Raw genomic sequence first — 16,054 nt, forward strand, 5'->3', positions numbered from 1 at the left:
TGCCTCGCGGGTCGCCGACTGCACGGCGGCGATACTCGGCTGCAGCTTGTCGAGGAAGCGGTTGAAGGCGGTGGCCAGCCGGCCCAGTTCGTCGCGGCGCGGGTAATCGAGGCGGCGGGTGAGGTCGCCTTCGCCGTCGGCGATATCTTCCAGCATCCGTGCCAGGCGCAGGATCGGCCGGCTGATGCCGAGCGCGGTGAGAGCTACCAGCAGCATGCCGAGCAGCCCGGCGGCGATGCCTACGCCGGTTTCCAGCGCGGTGCTTTTCCAGCGCAGGTCATCCAGCGTGCCCTTGAGGCGTTCCGCCGGGGCGAGCATCACCGCGCGCGGCACGCTGAGCAGGATGCCCCAGGGCGCGGCGTCCGGCACCGGCGCGAGGCTGTGCAGCACGCTGATGGATTCGCCGTCATCAAAGGACTGCGAGCGCCCGGCGACAATCTCGGCGAGCACGGTTTTGTCTGCGAACTTCTGCCCCAGCTTCGAGGCGTCGCCGCTGTCGCCTGCGATCAGGCCGTTGGGGCTGAGGATGCGGATGCGGCCCTGGCCGTCGAACAGGCTGCGGCTACCTTCCGCGCTGCTTTGCTGCAGCGCCGCCAGGTCGATGTCGAAGCCCACGGCGGCGATGGCCTTGCCGTTCTCCAGCAGCGGCAGGGTGACGCTGGTGACCAGCCGGCGCTGGCCGGAGGCGTCGTCGAAATACGGGTCGAGCACGCAGGGGCGGGCGTGCCCGGTGGAGCAGGTGAAGAAGGCGTTGTAGGGCTGGCCGCTGGGGCCGGGCGTGGTGTCGCCGAGGACTTGCTCGGTGCCGATCACCCGCTGAGTATCCTTGCCGCTCTGCAGCAGGTAGAGGGCGAAGCGGCCGGTCTCGTTGCTGCCCAGGTCTTCGCGGGCCGCGAACTGGCTGTCGGCGGCGTCCAGCGCATCGGGCTGGAACACCAGGAACAGGCCGAGCAGCTCCGGGTGTGCGCCGAGGGTGTCGGCCATCGATTGGTTGAGTGCGGTGCGCAGCGCGGAGGGGGCGAGGACGCCCTGGTGCTGTTGCGCGCGCAGGCTCTGCACTGTGCGCAGCAGGCCTTCACCGAGCAGCAGGTTGTTCTGCAGGCGTTCGCGGATCAGCAGGGCCTGCACCTGGCCCTGGGTTTCCAGGTTGTGCCGTGCGGCAACGGCGAACAGCTCGCCGCTGTCGTGCTGGATGGTGCGGCTGTCCTGCCGCGCCTGGTACAGCGAGAGGCCGATCAGGACGCTGGCGACGAGGATCAGGCAGAGGCCCGCCAGCCAGGTGATACGGCCCTGTATGGACGTCAGGAGGCTGGGCATGGCGGGCTTTCCTTGTGCTTCGAATCTCTGGATCAGAACGTGGTGGAGAACAGCAACTGGCTGTAGAGGTTGCTGTTGTCGTTGCCGATCTGGGTGCCGCCTTCGGCTGCGCTCTTCTTCGGTTGGTACAGGCCCACCAGCGGGATGATCACCAGGTGCTCGTTGATCGCCCACTCGGCGTAGAGGTCCAGCTCGCGACCGTCGGTGTTGCCCAGGTCGGTGTCCAGGGTGTGGAAGTCGAAGTACTGCGCGCCGATGGAGAGATTCTCCAGCGGGGTGACCTTGGCGCCGACGTTGTGTACGCGCGTGTTGTTGTTGAACGGGCCGGAGTAGTTGCCTGCCACCTCGCCCTGGAACCAGGTGCCGAAGCCACGGCTGAAGCCGTAGAAGAGGGTGTCGTAGCCTTCGGAGAAGCGGCTGAAGCGGTAGCTGATATAGGGCTTCCAGGTGACGTCGGAGAAGGTCCAGCCGGCCTCCAGGTACCAGGCGTTCGCGGTGTCGTCGGTGTACTGGGCGTCGCGCTTGTCCTGCCAGGCGTATTCGCCGGAGAGGAACAGGTTCTCCACGCCCGCATTGCCGGTGCCACGCAGGCTGTAGGTCTTCATGTCCTTGCGGTCGAGCTGGATGGGCGAGGCGTAGCGCTCGTCCACGTCGGTGATGTCGATGTAGGTCAGGCCGAAGGTGGCTTCCGGGGCGACATGTTCGAGGGTGGCGACATACAGCTCGGAGTTGGCCTGGGCGCGGTTGTCCGACTTCAGGCGCATCAGGTCGCCGCGCCAGCCTTCCTTGCCGCCGATGCGCAGCACGGCGGTTTCGTCGAAGTCGCGGCGCGCCGCCAGGTAGTAGCCGCCGCCACGGTTGTATTCGCCGTCGGCCAGGCCCTTGCCCATGTTCAGGGCGTCGCCGTCGATCAGGAAACCATCGCCGACCACGATGTTCTGGCGACCGAAGGACAGGTCGATGCCATCGTCACCCAGCACCGGGAACAGCCCGGCCGAGCGCCAGCCGGCATAGGCGTCCTCGATCTTGGTGGTGCGTTCGGAACCGTCGCTGAAGCCGGCGGCGTCGCCGTCGCCCCAGGTGCCGGAGCTGAGCAGGTTGAAGGCGCCGTAGGCGGTGCCCGCGCCGCCCAGCTTCTGGTCGCCGCTCAGGCCGTACTTGATGAAGCCTTCCTGCCAGGACGACGAGCCTTCATCCAGGGTGCCGGTCATGTTGTAGCGCTCCTGGCTGTGGAACAGCCCGAAGGTCGCCGAGAGGTCGGCGTTCAGGTGCGTGTCGTCGGTCGCGTACAGCTCGTAGGCGCTGGCGGAACTGGCCCCGGCGATGAGCAGGGCGAGCAGGGTGGGGCGCAGCACGGCGGCGTGGGTCATGGTGAAGGCATCCGTTTCGTTATTGTCGATTGAGGGGATGTGACTTCTGCCGATGCTAAGTAAGGGCTGGCCCCGTGCCGTTGCTCCTGTCTGCCAAGTGATTGGGTGTGGTTGCCAGATCGCCCAAGGCTTCTATTTCCGGGAAAAGTGGGCTCGCTGCGCCGAAAAGGTGCAGATAGTCGGAATTCGTGCCGATCAGCGCGAACGCGAGATCAGTGACGGTTGCTCCGCATACAGGCGTTTGTACAACGCCGAGAAGTGACTGGAACTGGCGAACCCCAGGTCCAGTGCCAGGTGGGTGATGCTCTGCTGCGGCTCCTGCTTGAGCCGGCGGCGCGCCTCGGCCAGGCGCAGGCTGAGGAAGAACTGTTGCGGCGTGCTCTGGCAGATCTGCCGGAAGCAGTACTGCAGGGTACGCTGGCTGGTGTTCAGGCGCTGGCTCAGTTCCAGCAGCGACAGCGGCTCGGAGAGGTCGGCCTGCATGCGCTCGATGGCTGCCAGCACCAGGCGGCGATGTTGCTGCAATGAGCGCGGCGCGCCTTCGCGGTCGTTGCCGGGGAGGATTTCTTCCAGCGCCTGCAGTACGTGGCTGAGCACCAGGGCGACTGCATGCCCGGCCTGCTGCGGATCGTCCACCCGCCACAGCTCGCCTTCGAAGCCGGCGAGGGCGTCGCACAGGCTGCGGCGCAGGCCGCCGGCGCCAGTAGGCGAAAGCTCCAGGCGTCGTTGCTGCAGCGCGCGTTCGAACAGCTCGCGCTCCTCTGCGCCGAGCAGGCGTTCCAGCTGTGGCTGGCTGAAGGTCAGGCCGAGCATGTGGATTTCCCCGGCGGCGCAGATTTCCAGCTCGCGACCGCCTTCGAGCACCAGCAGGGTGTCGTCGTGCAGGGCCTGGCCGTTGAAGCGCGAATCGGCACTGGCGCGCAGGGGGATGCCGATCACCAGGTGGCCGGCGGGCGGCGCCATGTTCTCGTGCAGGTGCAGGTTGGAATGTTCGTAGATCAGCGAGGCGTCGGGCAGTTGCACATGCAGCAGCTCCGCCTGCAGGCGGCCGTGGCCGAGCTGGGTGTAGTCCTGGCTCCAGCCGGCGAGGGCGCAGGCCAGTTCATCGGAGTCGGTTGCCTGATGGCGGGCGATGCCGGTCATTGCGGGTCACCTCGGTTGTGCGCCGAGTATCGGTCAGTGCTGGCGGGCAGGCTTGTGCCTGCGCGCCAGGGTGTTGCGGCGCTCTGCCAGTTTCAGCGGCCGGCGAGGTAGGCGGCGGCCAGTGTACAGGCGCGCTCGATCAGCATGGGCGCCAGTTCCCGGGCGGTTTCGCTGGTGGGCCGGGTGTGCACCCAGCCCAGGTAGGTGGTGCCGCGCAGGGCGAGGAACAACGGCAGCGCGGCGCGGTCGGCTCCGGACAGTGGCTTGACCGAGTCGTAGCCGGCCAGCAGCGCCGCCTGGATCTGCGCCAGGCGCGGGTCGTCCAGACAAAAGTACAGCGCAGTGGCCAGCTCGAACATGTGCCAGCCGAAGCCGGCATCGTCGAAGTCGATCAGTTGCAGTTCGCCGCCTTCGAGCAGCAGATTCTCCGGCACCAGGTCGGCGTGGATCATGCCGAAGTTGCCCAGGTTGCGGCCGTAGCGGCGCAGGTCGAGGCGGGCTTCCTGTCGAGCTCTCTGCAGAAGCTCGCGTTGCCCATCGCTGAGCAGCTCCAGCTCCCAGAATCGCCCCCAGAACGGGTTGGCGCCGACTAGGCCTTCCTCGTCCCAGGCGTGCCGGGTGAATTCGTTGGGCTGGCGCCACTGGGCTGAATTCAGGTGGATGCGCGCGGCCACGACGCCGGCCTGATGGAACAGCGCCTCGATGTCGCCATCGGCGCTCAGGCCCTGCTCGGCGGAGCCCAAAGTGCTACCGGAAAGCCAGCCGAGCATGTCGACGAAGCGTGATTCTTCCAGAGCAGTGCTGCGTACCTCGGCCAGGTGCTCGCCGCTGCGGGTGCGGATGATGCTCGGTACGCCGATACCGCCGGCGGCCAACTGCTCCATCCAGGTCAGCTCCGAACGCAGTGCCGCTTCGCTGTGGTAGCCGCCGCGGTGCACGCGCAGGGCGCTGCGCGTGCCGTCGCTACGGGTGGCGCAGAACACTGCGTTCTCGCGGTACTTGAGCAGCTCCAGGCCGACGAAATCGCCATCCCAGTGGTGCAGGGCGTCCAGTGCCAGGTCGCGAAGGCAGGCGATCTGCTGGTCGTGATCGAGCTCTGTGAAACAAACCTTGGAAAAGTCGTTCATGGTAGCTCCTCAGAGTTCGCTCAGGACCTGGTTCAGGGTGTCGATGAACAGCTCGCCGTGCTCGGCCTCGAACACCAGAGGCGGGCGAATCTTGAGGATGTTGTCGTCGCCGCCGATCTTGCTGATCAGCACGCCACGCTGGCGCATGCGGTTGACGATGCGTCGCGCTTCGAGCCCGGCCGGCTCGCGGCTGGCGCGGTCGCGCACCAGTTCCACGGCGAAGAACAGACCCTGGCCGCGAACGTCGCCGATGATCGAGTGGCGCTCGACGAGGCGATGCAGTTCGGCGCTGAGCTTCGCGCCCTGGCGCCGGGCGTTGCCTTGCAGGTCCTGCTCGGTGATCACGTCCAGCACCGCCTGGCCGACGGCAGCGGCCACCGGCGAGCCGCCGAAGGTGTTGAAGTACATGTTGCTGCGGCCGAAGGTCTCCACGCGCTCGCGGTGGGTCACCACGCCCGCCAGAGGGAAGCCGTTGCCCATGGGTTTGCCGAGGGTGACGATGTCCGGCACCAGCGGGTGCGACTGGTGGCCCCACATATGGTCGCCGGTGCGGGCAAAGCCCGATTGCACCTCGTCGGTGATCAGCAGGCCGCCGGCATCGCGCACCAGCTTCGCCACGCGCTCCAGGTAGCCGGCCGGCAGGCGCGGAATGCCTTCGTTGGCGAACAGGGTGTCGATCAGCATGGCCGCCAGGCCGACGCCGGCCGTCTGCAGCTCGGCGATGGCTTCGGCGACCTTGGCCACGTAGCGGTCGGCGATTTGCTCGGGCGTGCCGTCGGCATGGTAAAGGCAGGGGATCGGCACGGCCCGCGCGTGGGCGGAGAACGGCTCGGAGCTGGGCAGCGCGGTGGTCACTGCCGCCAGGCTGGTGGTGTTGCCGTGGTAGTTGTAGTCGCTGACGATCACGCCCTTGTTGCCGGTGGCGAAGCGCGCCATGCGCAGGGCCAGCTCGTTGGCCTCGCTGCCGGTGCAGGTGAACATCAGGCTGTCCAGCGGTTCGGCAAAGGTCGCGGTGAGGCTCTCGGCGTAGCGCACCACGCGCTCGTTTAGGTAGCGGGTGTGGATGTTCAGCGTCGCCGCCTGTTCGGCCATGGCCGCCACCACCCTGGGGTGGCAGTGGCCGACGCAGGGCACATTGTTGTAGCAGTCCAGGTAGCGCTTGCCGGCGGCGTCGATGAGCCAGACACCGTCGCCTTTCACCAGCTCCAGCGGCTCGTCGTAGAACAGCGGCGAGGCATCGCCCATGACCTGGTGGCGGCGTTGCAGCAGGGTCGATTCAGACATTCTCGGCATTCTCCAGGGGCTTGCCGGCGCGGTTGGCGGCGCGCAGCAGGTAGTTGAGGATGAGGGCGGCGACCACCAGGGCCAGGGCGCTGAGCATCGCCACTTCGAGCTGGAAGCAGGCGGCGATCACCACCAGCGTCAGCAGCATGCCGACGCTGGCCACGAGCGGGCCGCCGCGCAGGCGGAACGGGCGCACCAGGCCGGGCTGGGTGCGGTGCAGACGCAGGTAGGCGGCGAACAGCACCAGATGGCAGCTGCCCAGCAGCAGGACGATGCACAGCAGGAGCTTTTCCGGCGGCACCAGGGTCAGCGGCAGGCCGATCACGGTCAGCACCAGCAGGGCGACATAGGGCGCGCCACGGCGGTTCGTACGGGCCATGGCGGCGGGGAAGAAGCCGTCACGGGCCAGGGCGAACAGCTGGCGGGAGGCGGAGAACACCACCGAGAAGAAGGTCGCCAGCAGGCCGCATACGGCGCCGGAACCAACCAGCAGCGGCAGCCAGTCACGCTCGCCGTAGAGTCCGCCGTGGGTCATGGCGGCGTACAGCGGGTCGCCGGCGTTGCCGACCACTTCTACCCCGGCGGCGCCCGGCGCGCTGATCACCACGGTCAGGGCGGTCAGCAGCAGGGTAGCGACGGCGGCGATGATCCCGCGCGGCATGCTGCGGCCCGGTTCGGCGGCCTCCTCAGCGGCGGAGGCGACCTGCTCCAGGCAGATGAACATCCAGATGGCGAAGGGCACGCAGGCGAACACGCCGCCGACGCTCACACCCGGCAGCGCGCTGGCGGCGTTGGGCAGCGGGCTGCCGGTAGTGGCCAGCAGGTTTTCCCAGTGTACGTGGGGCAGCATGGCGCCACCAAAGGCCAGCAGCGCGATGGCTGCCACGGCGCCGGCCAGCAGGGTCAACCCGAGGGCTTCGCCAACGCCAACGATGTGAATGCCGATGATTACCGCGAACAGGCCGATACGCACCGGCCAGCCGCCGAAGCCGAACACTGACTCCATATAGGCGGCGAGGAAGTTGGCAGCCGCGCCGGTGCCGATGGTCAGCGCCAGTGCACAGGCCGCGCCGACCAGATAGCCGACGAAGGGCCCGAAGGCCAGCTGCGCGTAGGCGAACACACCGCCAGCATGGGGCCGCGCGGTGGAAAGTTCGCACACGCACAGCGCCAGGCCGCCGCAGAGCACGGCCATCAGCAGGGTGGCGACGAGCATGTTGGCCCAGCCGCTGCTGGCCAGGCCGTAGTTCCAGCCGGAGAACTGCCCGGCGATGACCAGTGAAATGCCGAGCCCGGCGATCTGGGGCCAGCGGAGTACGCCTTGTTTGAGCATGGTGGGTGTCCCTTGCCTGTGAATGATGAGGGGTGAACGGCAGTCAGCCGCGCGCGCCGGAGCGCAGCGGGCAAGGGAGGGCGTCGGCGGTTGCCGACGGTTGGATGCGTGGAGTCATGGGGCGGCCCTTCTTGTTGTTTTGTGGGTTGCACGCGCCGGCCGTCAGGTGCGGCGGGCAGGGAGAAGGTACGAAGGGCGCGGGGTGGGGCGATATCAGAAATGCGCAAAGTCGCTGCGCTGGGGAGCAACCCTGCAGGAGCGGGCCATGCCCGCGATCCGTCGGCAGGAGAGCTTGAGCCAAAGCCTGAAGAAGGGGCTGTAGCGGATAGCAAGTCTTCGCGCGAGCGCGCAGCGCCCGCCAGAATGAAAAAAGGCGGCCAATCGGCCGCCCTTTCTGTCTTGCGCCAGTCCGACTTACGCCAGGCCGACGTAGAGGTTCTGCACGTCGTCGTTGCCGTCCAGGGCGTCGAGGAAGGCTTCGACTTCCTCCAGTTCCGCGTCGGACAGGCTCACCGGGTTCTTTGCCTTGTAGCCGAGCTTGGCCGAGGCGACCGTGAAGCCGTGCTCGGGCAGGGCGCGGCAGACGGCGTCGAGGTCGGTGGAGTCGGTGAGGAACAGGGTGTCGCCGTCTTCCTCGCCCGGCTCGAAGTCCTGGGCGCCGGCTTCGATGGCGGCCAGTTCCGGGTCGGCGTCAGCGCTGGCCGGGGTGGCCTCGACCAGGCCCAGGTAGTCGAAGTCCCAGGACACCGATCCGGAGGCGCCCAGCTGGCCCTTGCGGAACAGCACGCGGATTTCCGCGATGGTGCGGTTCACGTTGTCGGTCAGGCACTCGACGATCACCGGTACGCGGTGCGGGGCGAAACCTTCGTAGACCACGCGCTCGAAGGTGGCGGCGCCGTCCAGCAGGCCAGCGCCTTTTTTGATGGCGCGCTCCAGGGTGTCGCGCGGCATGGAGGCCTTCTTGGCCTGCTCGACGACCAGGCGCAGCTTCGGGTTCATGTCCGGGTCGGCGCCATTGCGCGCGGCGATCATGATTTCCTTCGACAGTTTTCCGAAGATGCGGCCCTTGGCGTTGGCGGCGACTTCTTTATGTTTGGCTTTCCACTGGGCGCCCATAGTGATCTCTTGCTGGCGGTTACTGATGGACGGCAAGTCTAAGGCCTCGCGCGGCCGCTGGCGATATCCGGCGGATCAGCGCGGGACCGCGAATACCGCGCTGGCCTGCGCCACCACCTTGTCGCCCACCGACAGCAGCGCATTGGCAAAGGCCATCTGCCGGCCCTGCCGGCTGTGCAGCAGGCGGATGCTCAGCCAGTCACCGACCTGGGCACTGGAGACGTAGTCCAGGGTCAGGCTGGCGGTGACCAGCGGTTGCGGCGGTTGGCTGGAGAAGGCCATGGCGTAGCCCATGCCGATGTCCGCCAGGGTGGCGAGGATGCCACCGTGTACGCCGCCGCGGCTGTTGGTGTGGCGTTCGTCCAGCAGCAGGCCGAGTTCCAGTGAATCACCTTCGCCGCGCACCAGGAACGGGCCGAGCAGGTCCAGCAACGGATTGCGCCGCTGCAGCGGCTGGAAGCCTTCGGGGTAGTCCAGATCGGCGAGTGCGTTCATTGCCAGCCTCCGGTGTGCTGCTGCAGCACGGCGCGGACGGTTTCGATGACCCGTTGCGGGACGTGGTAATCCGGGTGGCCGCGGAACACTGCTGCGGCATCGGCCAGGCGGGTGAGGGCGAGCAGCTCGCTCTCGGCCTTGCGGGTATCGCTGGCGCCCGCCGGCAGGGCCAGTGCCTGGCGCTCGCAGGAGCAGGCGGCCTGCGCGTTGACCAGCCCGCAATGCTGCTGCATGAACTCATCCAGTCGCTGGCGTGCCCGTGACAGGCGCTTGCGGTAGGCCGCCGGTTCGATCTCCAGCACCGCCGCCGCCGTCTCCGAGTCCAGCCCGAAGGCGATGTCGAGCACATAGGCCAGGCGCTGCTCGCGCTCCAGGCACATCAGCATGCCCTGGGTGCAGGCCAGGGCGATGCGCTCGGCGGCGAGCTTGTCGGCCGGTTCAAGCGGGCGCTCATTGGCTTCGGCCAGGCGCAGGCCGAGTTCGAGCTTTTCCGCCAGAGCTTCCAGCGACACGGTGGGCGTCTCTCGGACCTTGGTGCGCGCAGTCAGCAGCGCGTTGCTGGCGATGCGGAAAGCCCAGGTGGAGAACTGGCTGTCGCCGCGGAAGCTGGCGAGGTGCGTGGTGATGCGCAGGAGGATTTCCTGGCTGGCGTCCTGGGCATCTTCACGGCGGCCGAGCATGCGCAGGGCGAGGTTGTAGACCGGTGCTTGCAGGGCCACCAGCAGCGCATCGAGGGCGGCGGGGTCGCCTTGCTGGGCGCGTTGCAGTTGCTGCGGGTCGATGGCGGGAAATTTCATGGTGTCCTCCTGACGTGCCGGACGAAAGGCCGGCTGTTCTTCCTTGGACTCGGCTCCACTGAATTTTGTGACCATCAACCCTGCGCGGAGAGAAAGGTATACAGCCGCTCATCCAGCGAGTGCGCGACGTTGAAGCGCATCCACGGTACGCTGCGGCCGTCGGGCATGAACAGCTGGCCGGGGAACAGCAGAATCTTGGCCTCCTTGGCGCGACTGGCGAGCAAAGTGGCGTCGTCGACCGCTCGGTGCCGGGCCCAGAGGAACAGGCCGGCGCGGGGTTCGTGGAAGATTTCCAGGCCGGCGGCTTCCAGGCGCCGCGCCACGCTGTCGTGGGCGTCGCCGAGCTGGTCGCGCAGCTGGCGCACGTGCTTGCGGTGGCGGCCCTGCAGGAGGATGTCCAGGGCCAGGGTCTCGGTGAGTTCCGAGCTGGTCAGGCCGCTGACCATCTTCAGCGGCACCAGCTCCTCGATCAGTTCCGGGTGCGCGGCGATGAAACCGGTGCGCAGCGCCGGGGCGATGACCTTGGACAGGCTGCCGATGTAGATCACCCGCGCCAGCTGGTCGAGGTTGGCCAGCAGCAGCTGGCCGGCGGGGTCGAGTTCGGCGTAGATGTCGTTCTCGACGATGAGGAAATCGTACTTCTCCGCCAGTTGCAGCAACCGGTGAGCGGCGGCCAGCGACAGGCTGCCGCCGGTGGGGCTCTGCAGACGAGCCTGGGTGAAGTAGACCTTGGGGCGGTGCTCGCGGGCCAGTTGCTCCAGGCGGTCGAGGTCAAGCCCGTCGGCGCTGCGGGGTACGCCCAGCAATTGCGCGCCCTGCAGGCGCAGGTTGAGGAACAGGTTGTGGTAGCCAGGCTCGTCAACGAGCACCGGATCGCCGCGCTGTACCAGGTAGCGCACAGTCAGATCCAGCGCCTGGCTGGCGCCGGCAGTCAGCAGGATCTGCTCGGGGCTGGCGGCTACCCCCGCATCGCCCAGGCGGTCGGCGAGCTTGCCGCGCAGCTTGGGGTTGCCCTTGCTGTGGCCGTAGTTGCCGAACTGAGTCGGCTCTTCCCGCGCCAGGCTGCGCAGGCCGCGCAGCAGGCCTTCGCCGTCGAGCCAGTGCTCGGGCAGCAGACCGACGCCGGGGCGAAGTTCCATCCCCAGCGGCTGGAAGACCTTGTGCAGCAGCAGGTGCGCATCGAAGTCGAACTCGGTGGGCGCCTCGTCGCTGATGCTGCCCTCGACTACCGGGCCGCGCACATAGAAGCCGGCGTTGGGCACGGCGCTCAGACAGCCGCGCGCCACCAGTCGGTCGTACGCCTCGACCACGGTGAAGTGGCTGACGCCGTTGGCCTGGGCGAACTTGCGGATCGAAGGCAGCTTGGCGCCGGGGCGCAGGCGCTGCTCGTCGATGGCCTGGGCGATACCGTCGACGATCTGGGTGACCAGGGGAATGTCCGAGGTGGGGTCGAGCAACAGCATCCGAAGGTCCGATTATGGTGGGGAAGGATCTGTACAGGTCCGCGGACCATAACAGCACTGCAATTTCTGCGTTGTCCCTGTGCATGGTGCGGGCGGGGCGCGCCCAGCACACTCGGTCCCAGACGGCGGCAATACGCCGCACAGCCTGAAATAAGAACCCCCGAACAAGAACAGGGACAGCCCGTCATGCGTGACACAGCTTACAACATCGATCCGTCGAGTATTTCCGCCGAAGAGTGGCAGGCGCGCTGCGACCTTGCCGCGCTGTACCGGCTGATCGCGCACTTCCGCTGGACCGACCATATCGACACCCACATCTCCGCGCGGGTGCCGGGCGAACCGGGCCACTACCTGATCAACCGCTACGGCGTGATGTTCCATGAAATGCGCGCCTCCGACCTGGTGAAGGTCGACCACGCGGGCGACGTCATCGACCCACGCTTCGGCCCGAAGAGCGTCAATCGCGCCGGCTTCAACATCCATTCCGCGGTACATGCCGCCCGCGAGGACGTGGCCTGCGTGATCCACACCCACACGGCCGCCGGTATCGCGGTGTCTGCCCAGGAAGACGGCCTGCTGCCGATCAGCCAGCATGCGCTTAAGTTCTACGACCGCCTGGGCTACCACGACTACGAAGGCATCGCCCTGGACCCGGAGGAGCGCTCGCGCCTGGTCAACGACCTGGGCAGCCACATGGTGATGATCCTGCGCAACCACGGCCTGCTGGCCACCGGGCGCTGCATCGCCGAAGCCTTCAACCAGATCTACTTCCTCGAGCGCGCCTGCCAGGCGCAGGTCCAGGCCCTGGCCGGCGGCCGCCAGCTGCGCTACCCGCCGCACGCGGTGTGCGAGCGCGTCGCCTTGCAGGAGGAGGAAGCGCTGGTCGACGGCCTGCACCTGCTGGCCTGGGAATCGGCCCTGCGCCTGATCGAGGACGGCGAGGCCGCCTATCGCAGTTAAGACAAACGGGCGCACCTGCCCCTGTTATCGTGCCCCGGTCCGCAGAGACCGGGCGCCTGCGTGCTTGAACCATCTGCCAACAACAAAGCCAAGAGGTGGAAATGAAAAACCCGATTCTGGGAGCCCTGCTCATGGGCGTGGCGTCCGGCGCCATGGCTGCTGATCTGACCGTGATCTCCTTCGGTGGTATCAGCAAGGACGTACAGACCGAGGCCTTCTACAAGCCCTTCGAGAAGAAGGAAGGTATGAAGGTGATCGCCGGCGAGTACAACGGCGAAATGGGCAAGATCAAGGCCATGGTCGACACCGGCGGCGTCAACTGGGACGTCGTCCAGGTGGAAGGCCCTGAGCTGCTGCGCGGCTGCGAAGAAGGCCTGTTCGAGCAACTCGATCCGGCGATCCTCGGCAAGGCCGAAGATTACGTGCCCGGCACCATCTCCGACTGCGGCGCCGGCCTGCTGGTCTGGTCGATGGCCATGGTCTACGACGGTAAACGCCTTGCCAACGGCCCGACCGGCTGGACGGATTTCTGGGACACGAAGAAATTCCCCGGCAAGCGCTCGCTGCGCAAGGGCGCCAAGTACACCCTGGAGATCGCCCTGCTGGCCGATGGCGTGAAGAAGGAAGACCTGTACAAGGTACTGTCCACCAAGGAAGGCGTGGACCGCGCGTTCAAGAAGCTCGATGAGATCAAGCCATCGATCCAGTGGTGGGAGTCCGGCGCGCAGCCGATGCAGTTCCTCGCCAGCGGCGACGTGGTCATGAGCACTGCCTACAACGGCCGCGCCTTCGCTGCGCAGGAGGAGGGCGTGCCGATGAAGGTGGTGTGGAACGGCAGCCTGTATGCCATCGACTCCTGGGCGATCCCCAAGGGCAGCCCGAACAAGAAGGCCGCCGAGGACTTCATCGCCTTCTCGCTGTCGCCCGAGCAGCAGAAGATCCACACCGTGAAGCTGGGTTACGGCTCGGTGAACCTGGGGACCAACAAGCTGATCGATCCCAAGCTGATCGAGCGCCTGAACACGGCGCCGGCGAACCTCGAGCAGGCGGTGCCGGTGAACTTCGAGTTCTGGGTCGACCACGGCGAGGACCTCGAGCAGCGCTTCAACGCCTGGGCGGCGAAGGGCTGATCGGCGGTTTGACGCGGGTGGCAACACCCGCGTGATCGTGTCGCTGGTACGGCCCGCCCCTGCGAGGAGTCGTGTTCCCCAGCAGGGGCGGGCCTTGCCTGCGGCCGCGCCCATGGGACGCTACTGCAGACCCGCACCGACGCTTTCCGCTCGCAGGAGCGGTTGACTCCATTCTCCCCGTACATGACCGCCGCAGCATGGCTGGCGCGTGCCGCATCACCTGATACGGTAAGCTGCGCAGCTTTCCCAGCGTTCCAGGCGGAGAACAACCCATGGAAGACCTCAACACCCTCTATTACTTCACTCAGGTGGTGGAGCAGGGTGGTTTCGCCGCTGCCGGCCGCGCGCTGGACATCCCCAAGTCCAAGCTCAGCCGGCGCATCGCCCAGTTGGAGGAACGCCTGGGCGTGCGTCTGCTGCACCGCACCAGCCGGCACTGCTCGCTGACCGAGATCGGCCAGGAGTACTACCAGCGCTGCGTGGCCATGCGCATCGAGGCGGAAGGTGCTTCGGAGGTCATCGAACGCAACCGCGCCGAGCCACGCGGACTGGTGCGGCTGGCCTGCCCGACGACGCTGCTCAACTCCTGGGTCGGGCCGATGCTCACCCGCTACATGCTCAAATACCCGCTGGTGGAACTGTTCATCGAGAGCACCAACCGCCGCGTCGACCTGCTCCACGAGGGTTTCGATATCGCCCTGCGGGTGCGCTTCCCGCCGCTGGAGAACACCGACATGGTGATGAAGGTGCTGGGCAACAGCACCCAGTGCCTGGTGGGGCGCCCGGATTTCCTCGAACGCATGACCGGCGACAGCTCGCCGATGGGCTTCGGCCAGCTGCCCAGCCTGCACTGGGGCGGCATGCAGCGCGAATACCAGTGGGAGTTGTTCAACGAGGAAGGGGAGCGCCTGTTGATCTCTCACAAGCCGCGCATGGTCACCGACGACCTGCTGGCCCTGCGCAATGCGGTGATCGCCGGTGTCGGCATCGCCCACGTGCCGCGTGTGGCGGTGCGCGAGGACCTGGCTGCCGGCCGGCTGGTCGAGCTGCTGCCGGGCTGGTCGCCCAAGTGCGGCATCGTCCACGCGATCTTCCCCTCGCGCCGTGGCCTGCTGCCCTCGGTACGCACACTAATCGACTTCCTCGCCGAGGAATTCAGCAACAGCGACATGGCCTGAACCGTCGCGCCGGCAGGCAGCGTTGCGTTTCGCGCACCGCTGTATTGCCGGCCCGACCGATTCTGCGCGGAAGGCTGCCGGCATAGGCTGGCGCCACTGTTTTTCCCACAAGGAATGGTCATGAACCCCGCTTCGAATTCCCTTCCGGCCGACCACGCGCAGCCGACCCTGTCCTCAGCGATGGTGGTGCTGCTGGCCTTCTGCTGCGGCGCCGTGGTCGCCAACCTCTACTACGCGCAGCCCATCGTCGAGCTGATTGCCCCGGCAATCGGCCTCTCCACCGAAAAAGCCAGCCTGATCGTCTCTTTGACGCAGTTCGGCTACGCCATTGGCCTGCTGTTCCTGGTGCCGCTGGCGGACCTGCTGGAAAACCGCAAGCTGGTGATCGGCTTCACTCTGGCCGTGGCGCTGTGCCTGGCCGGCGCCGGGCTGGCGAATTCGCCTTCGGTGCTGCTGGCCTGCGCACTGCTGATCGGCCTGACCTCGGTGGCAGTGCAGATCCTCGTGCCGCTGGCCGCGCACCTGGCGCCGGAAGAGGCCCGTGGCCGCGTGGTGGGCAACATCATGGGCGGCCTACTGCTGGGCATCCTGCTGTCACGGCCGGTGTCCAGCCTGGTGGCGGAAGTCTTCGGCTGGCGCGGGGTGTTTCTCGCCGCGTCCGTGCTGATGCTGGTGATCGCGCTGGTGATGGCGGTGGCGCTGCCGCGCCGCGTACCAGCCCACAGCGCGACCTACCCGCAGCTGATCGGTTCGGTGTTCTCCCTGGCGCGGCGCTACGCCGTGCTGCGTGAACGCGCGCTCTACCAAGGGCTGCTGTTCGCCGCGTTCAGCGCCTTCTGGACCATCGCCCCCATCGAGCTGATCCGCCACCATGGCTTCAGCCAGACTCAGGTCGCGCTGTTCGCCCTGGTAGGCGCCGTCGGCGCCGTCGCCGCGCCCATCGCCGGACGGCTGGCGGATGCCGGGCATACCTTCAAGGGCACCCTGGTGGCGCTGCTGCTGGCGCCGTTCGCGCTGTTGCTCGGTGCGCTGCCCGGTGCGGGATTCTTCTGGCTGGTGGTGTGCGCGGTGCTGCTGGATTTCGCGGTGCAGCTGAACATGGTGCTTGGCCAGCGTGAGGTGTACGCCCTTGACCCGCACAGCCGTGCGCGCCTGAACGCGGTGTACATGACCAGCATCTTCGTCGGCGGTGCGCTCGGCTCGCTGGTTGCCAGCCCGCTCTACGAAGCCATCAGCTGGACGCCGTTCGCCATCGGCGCGGCGGTCATCCCGACCATCGCCACCTTGCTCTTCCTGCTGCGCGGCGACAGCCACGCCTGAGAGCACAGGCGTGCAAGGCGA

The 16,054-nt window shown here is 67.2% G+C and carries 13 protein-coding genes and 1 pseudogene; 4 read left to right on the top strand and 10 right to left on the bottom strand.

Annotated elements, in window-relative coordinates:
- Window positions 1–51: 51 nt before the first annotated feature.
- From IB256_RS30950 to IB256_RS08285, 10 genes and pseudogenes are all read right to left on the bottom strand, one after another.
- Window positions 52–1,317: pseudogene (locus IB256_RS30950) on the bottom strand (HAMP domain-containing protein); the annotation flags it as partial.
- A gap of 32 nt (window positions 1,318–1,349) precedes the next feature.
- A complete protein-coding gene (locus IB256_RS08245; protein ID WP_192402059.1) occupies window positions 1,350–2,687 on the bottom strand; it encodes a hypothetical protein in 1,338 nt (445 codons plus the stop codon).
- Window positions 2,688–2,882: 195 nt separating this feature from the next.
- Complete coding sequence (locus IB256_RS08250; RefSeq protein ID WP_192295755.1) at window positions 2,883–3,830, bottom strand: helix-turn-helix domain-containing protein; 948 nt, start codon at window positions 3,828–3,830, stop codon at window positions 2,883–2,885.
- A 92-nt stretch (window positions 3,831–3,922) separates the two neighbouring features.
- Window positions 3,923–4,957 (bottom strand): phosphotransferase enzyme family protein, encoded by a 1,035-nt coding sequence (locus tag IB256_RS08255; RefSeq protein WP_192402061.1) that lies wholly within the window; start codon window positions 4,955–4,957, stop codon window positions 3,923–3,925.
- A gap of 9 nt (window positions 4,958–4,966) precedes the next feature.
- Window positions 4,967–6,241 carry an aspartate aminotransferase family protein gene (locus IB256_RS08260; protein ID WP_192402063.1) on the bottom strand — a complete coding sequence of 425 codons (1,275 nt, stop codon included), beginning with the start codon at window positions 6,239–6,241 and terminating at the stop codon, window positions 4,967–4,969.
- Window positions 6,234–7,574: an amino acid permease gene (locus IB256_RS08265; protein WP_192402065.1), complete on the bottom strand. Its 1,341-nt coding sequence runs from the start codon at window positions 7,572–7,574 to the stop codon at window positions 6,234–6,236. The genes IB256_RS08260 and IB256_RS08265 overlap by 8 nt, the downstream gene beginning before the upstream one ends.
- A 414-nt stretch (window positions 7,575–7,988) precedes the next feature.
- A complete protein-coding gene (locus IB256_RS08270; RefSeq protein ID WP_192295751.1) occupies window positions 7,989–8,690 on the bottom strand; it encodes a YebC/PmpR family DNA-binding transcriptional regulator in 702 nt (233 codons plus the stop codon).
- 75 nt (window positions 8,691–8,765) lie between these two features.
- Window positions 8,766–9,185, bottom strand: a complete 420-nt coding sequence (locus tag IB256_RS08275) for a PaaI family thioesterase (protein ID WP_138215555.1) — start codon at window positions 9,183–9,185, stop codon at window positions 8,766–8,768.
- Window positions 9,182–9,982 carry an RNA polymerase sigma factor gene (locus tag IB256_RS08280; RefSeq protein ID WP_192402067.1) on the bottom strand — a complete coding sequence of 267 codons (801 nt, stop codon included), beginning with the start codon at window positions 9,980–9,982 and terminating at the stop codon, window positions 9,182–9,184. The genes IB256_RS08275 and IB256_RS08280 overlap by 4 nt, the downstream gene beginning before the upstream one ends.
- Before the next feature lie 74 nt (window positions 9,983–10,056).
- Window positions 10,057–11,445: a PLP-dependent aminotransferase family protein gene (locus IB256_RS08285; protein WP_192295749.1), complete on the bottom strand. Its 1,389-nt coding sequence runs from the start codon at window positions 11,443–11,445 to the stop codon at window positions 10,057–10,059.
- Window positions 11,446–11,631: 186 nt separating this feature from the next.
- Between IB256_RS08285 and IB256_RS08290 the strand changes: the two genes are divergently transcribed.
- The 4 genes from IB256_RS08290 (at window position 11,632) to IB256_RS08305 (ending at window position 16,033) form a co-directional block, all read left to right on the top strand.
- On the top strand, window positions 11,632–12,405 hold the full coding sequence (locus IB256_RS08290; RefSeq protein WP_192295748.1) for a class II aldolase/adducin family protein: 774 nt from the start codon (window positions 11,632–11,634) through the stop codon (window positions 12,403–12,405).
- A 101-nt stretch (window positions 12,406–12,506) separates the two neighbouring features.
- On the top strand, window positions 12,507–13,535 hold the full coding sequence (locus IB256_RS08295) for an ABC transporter substrate-binding protein (protein ID WP_138215559.1): 1,029 nt from the start codon (window positions 12,507–12,509) through the stop codon (window positions 13,533–13,535).
- A 272-nt stretch (window positions 13,536–13,807) separates the two neighbouring features.
- Window positions 13,808–14,713 carry a LysR substrate-binding domain-containing protein gene (locus tag IB256_RS08300; RefSeq protein WP_192402069.1) on the top strand — a complete coding sequence of 302 codons (906 nt, stop codon included), beginning with the start codon at window positions 13,808–13,810 and terminating at the stop codon, window positions 14,711–14,713.
- Between the two features lie 120 nt (window positions 14,714–14,833).
- Window positions 14,834–16,033 (top strand): MFS transporter, encoded by a 1,200-nt coding sequence (locus tag IB256_RS08305; RefSeq protein WP_192402071.1) that lies wholly within the window; start codon window positions 14,834–14,836, stop codon window positions 16,031–16,033.
- Window positions 16,034–16,054: the final 21 nt, after the last annotated feature.

This window comes from Pseudomonas sp. PDM17 (assembly GCF_014851985.1).
Taxonomy (GTDB): Bacteria; Pseudomonadota; Gammaproteobacteria; order Pseudomonadales; family Pseudomonadaceae; genus Pseudomonas.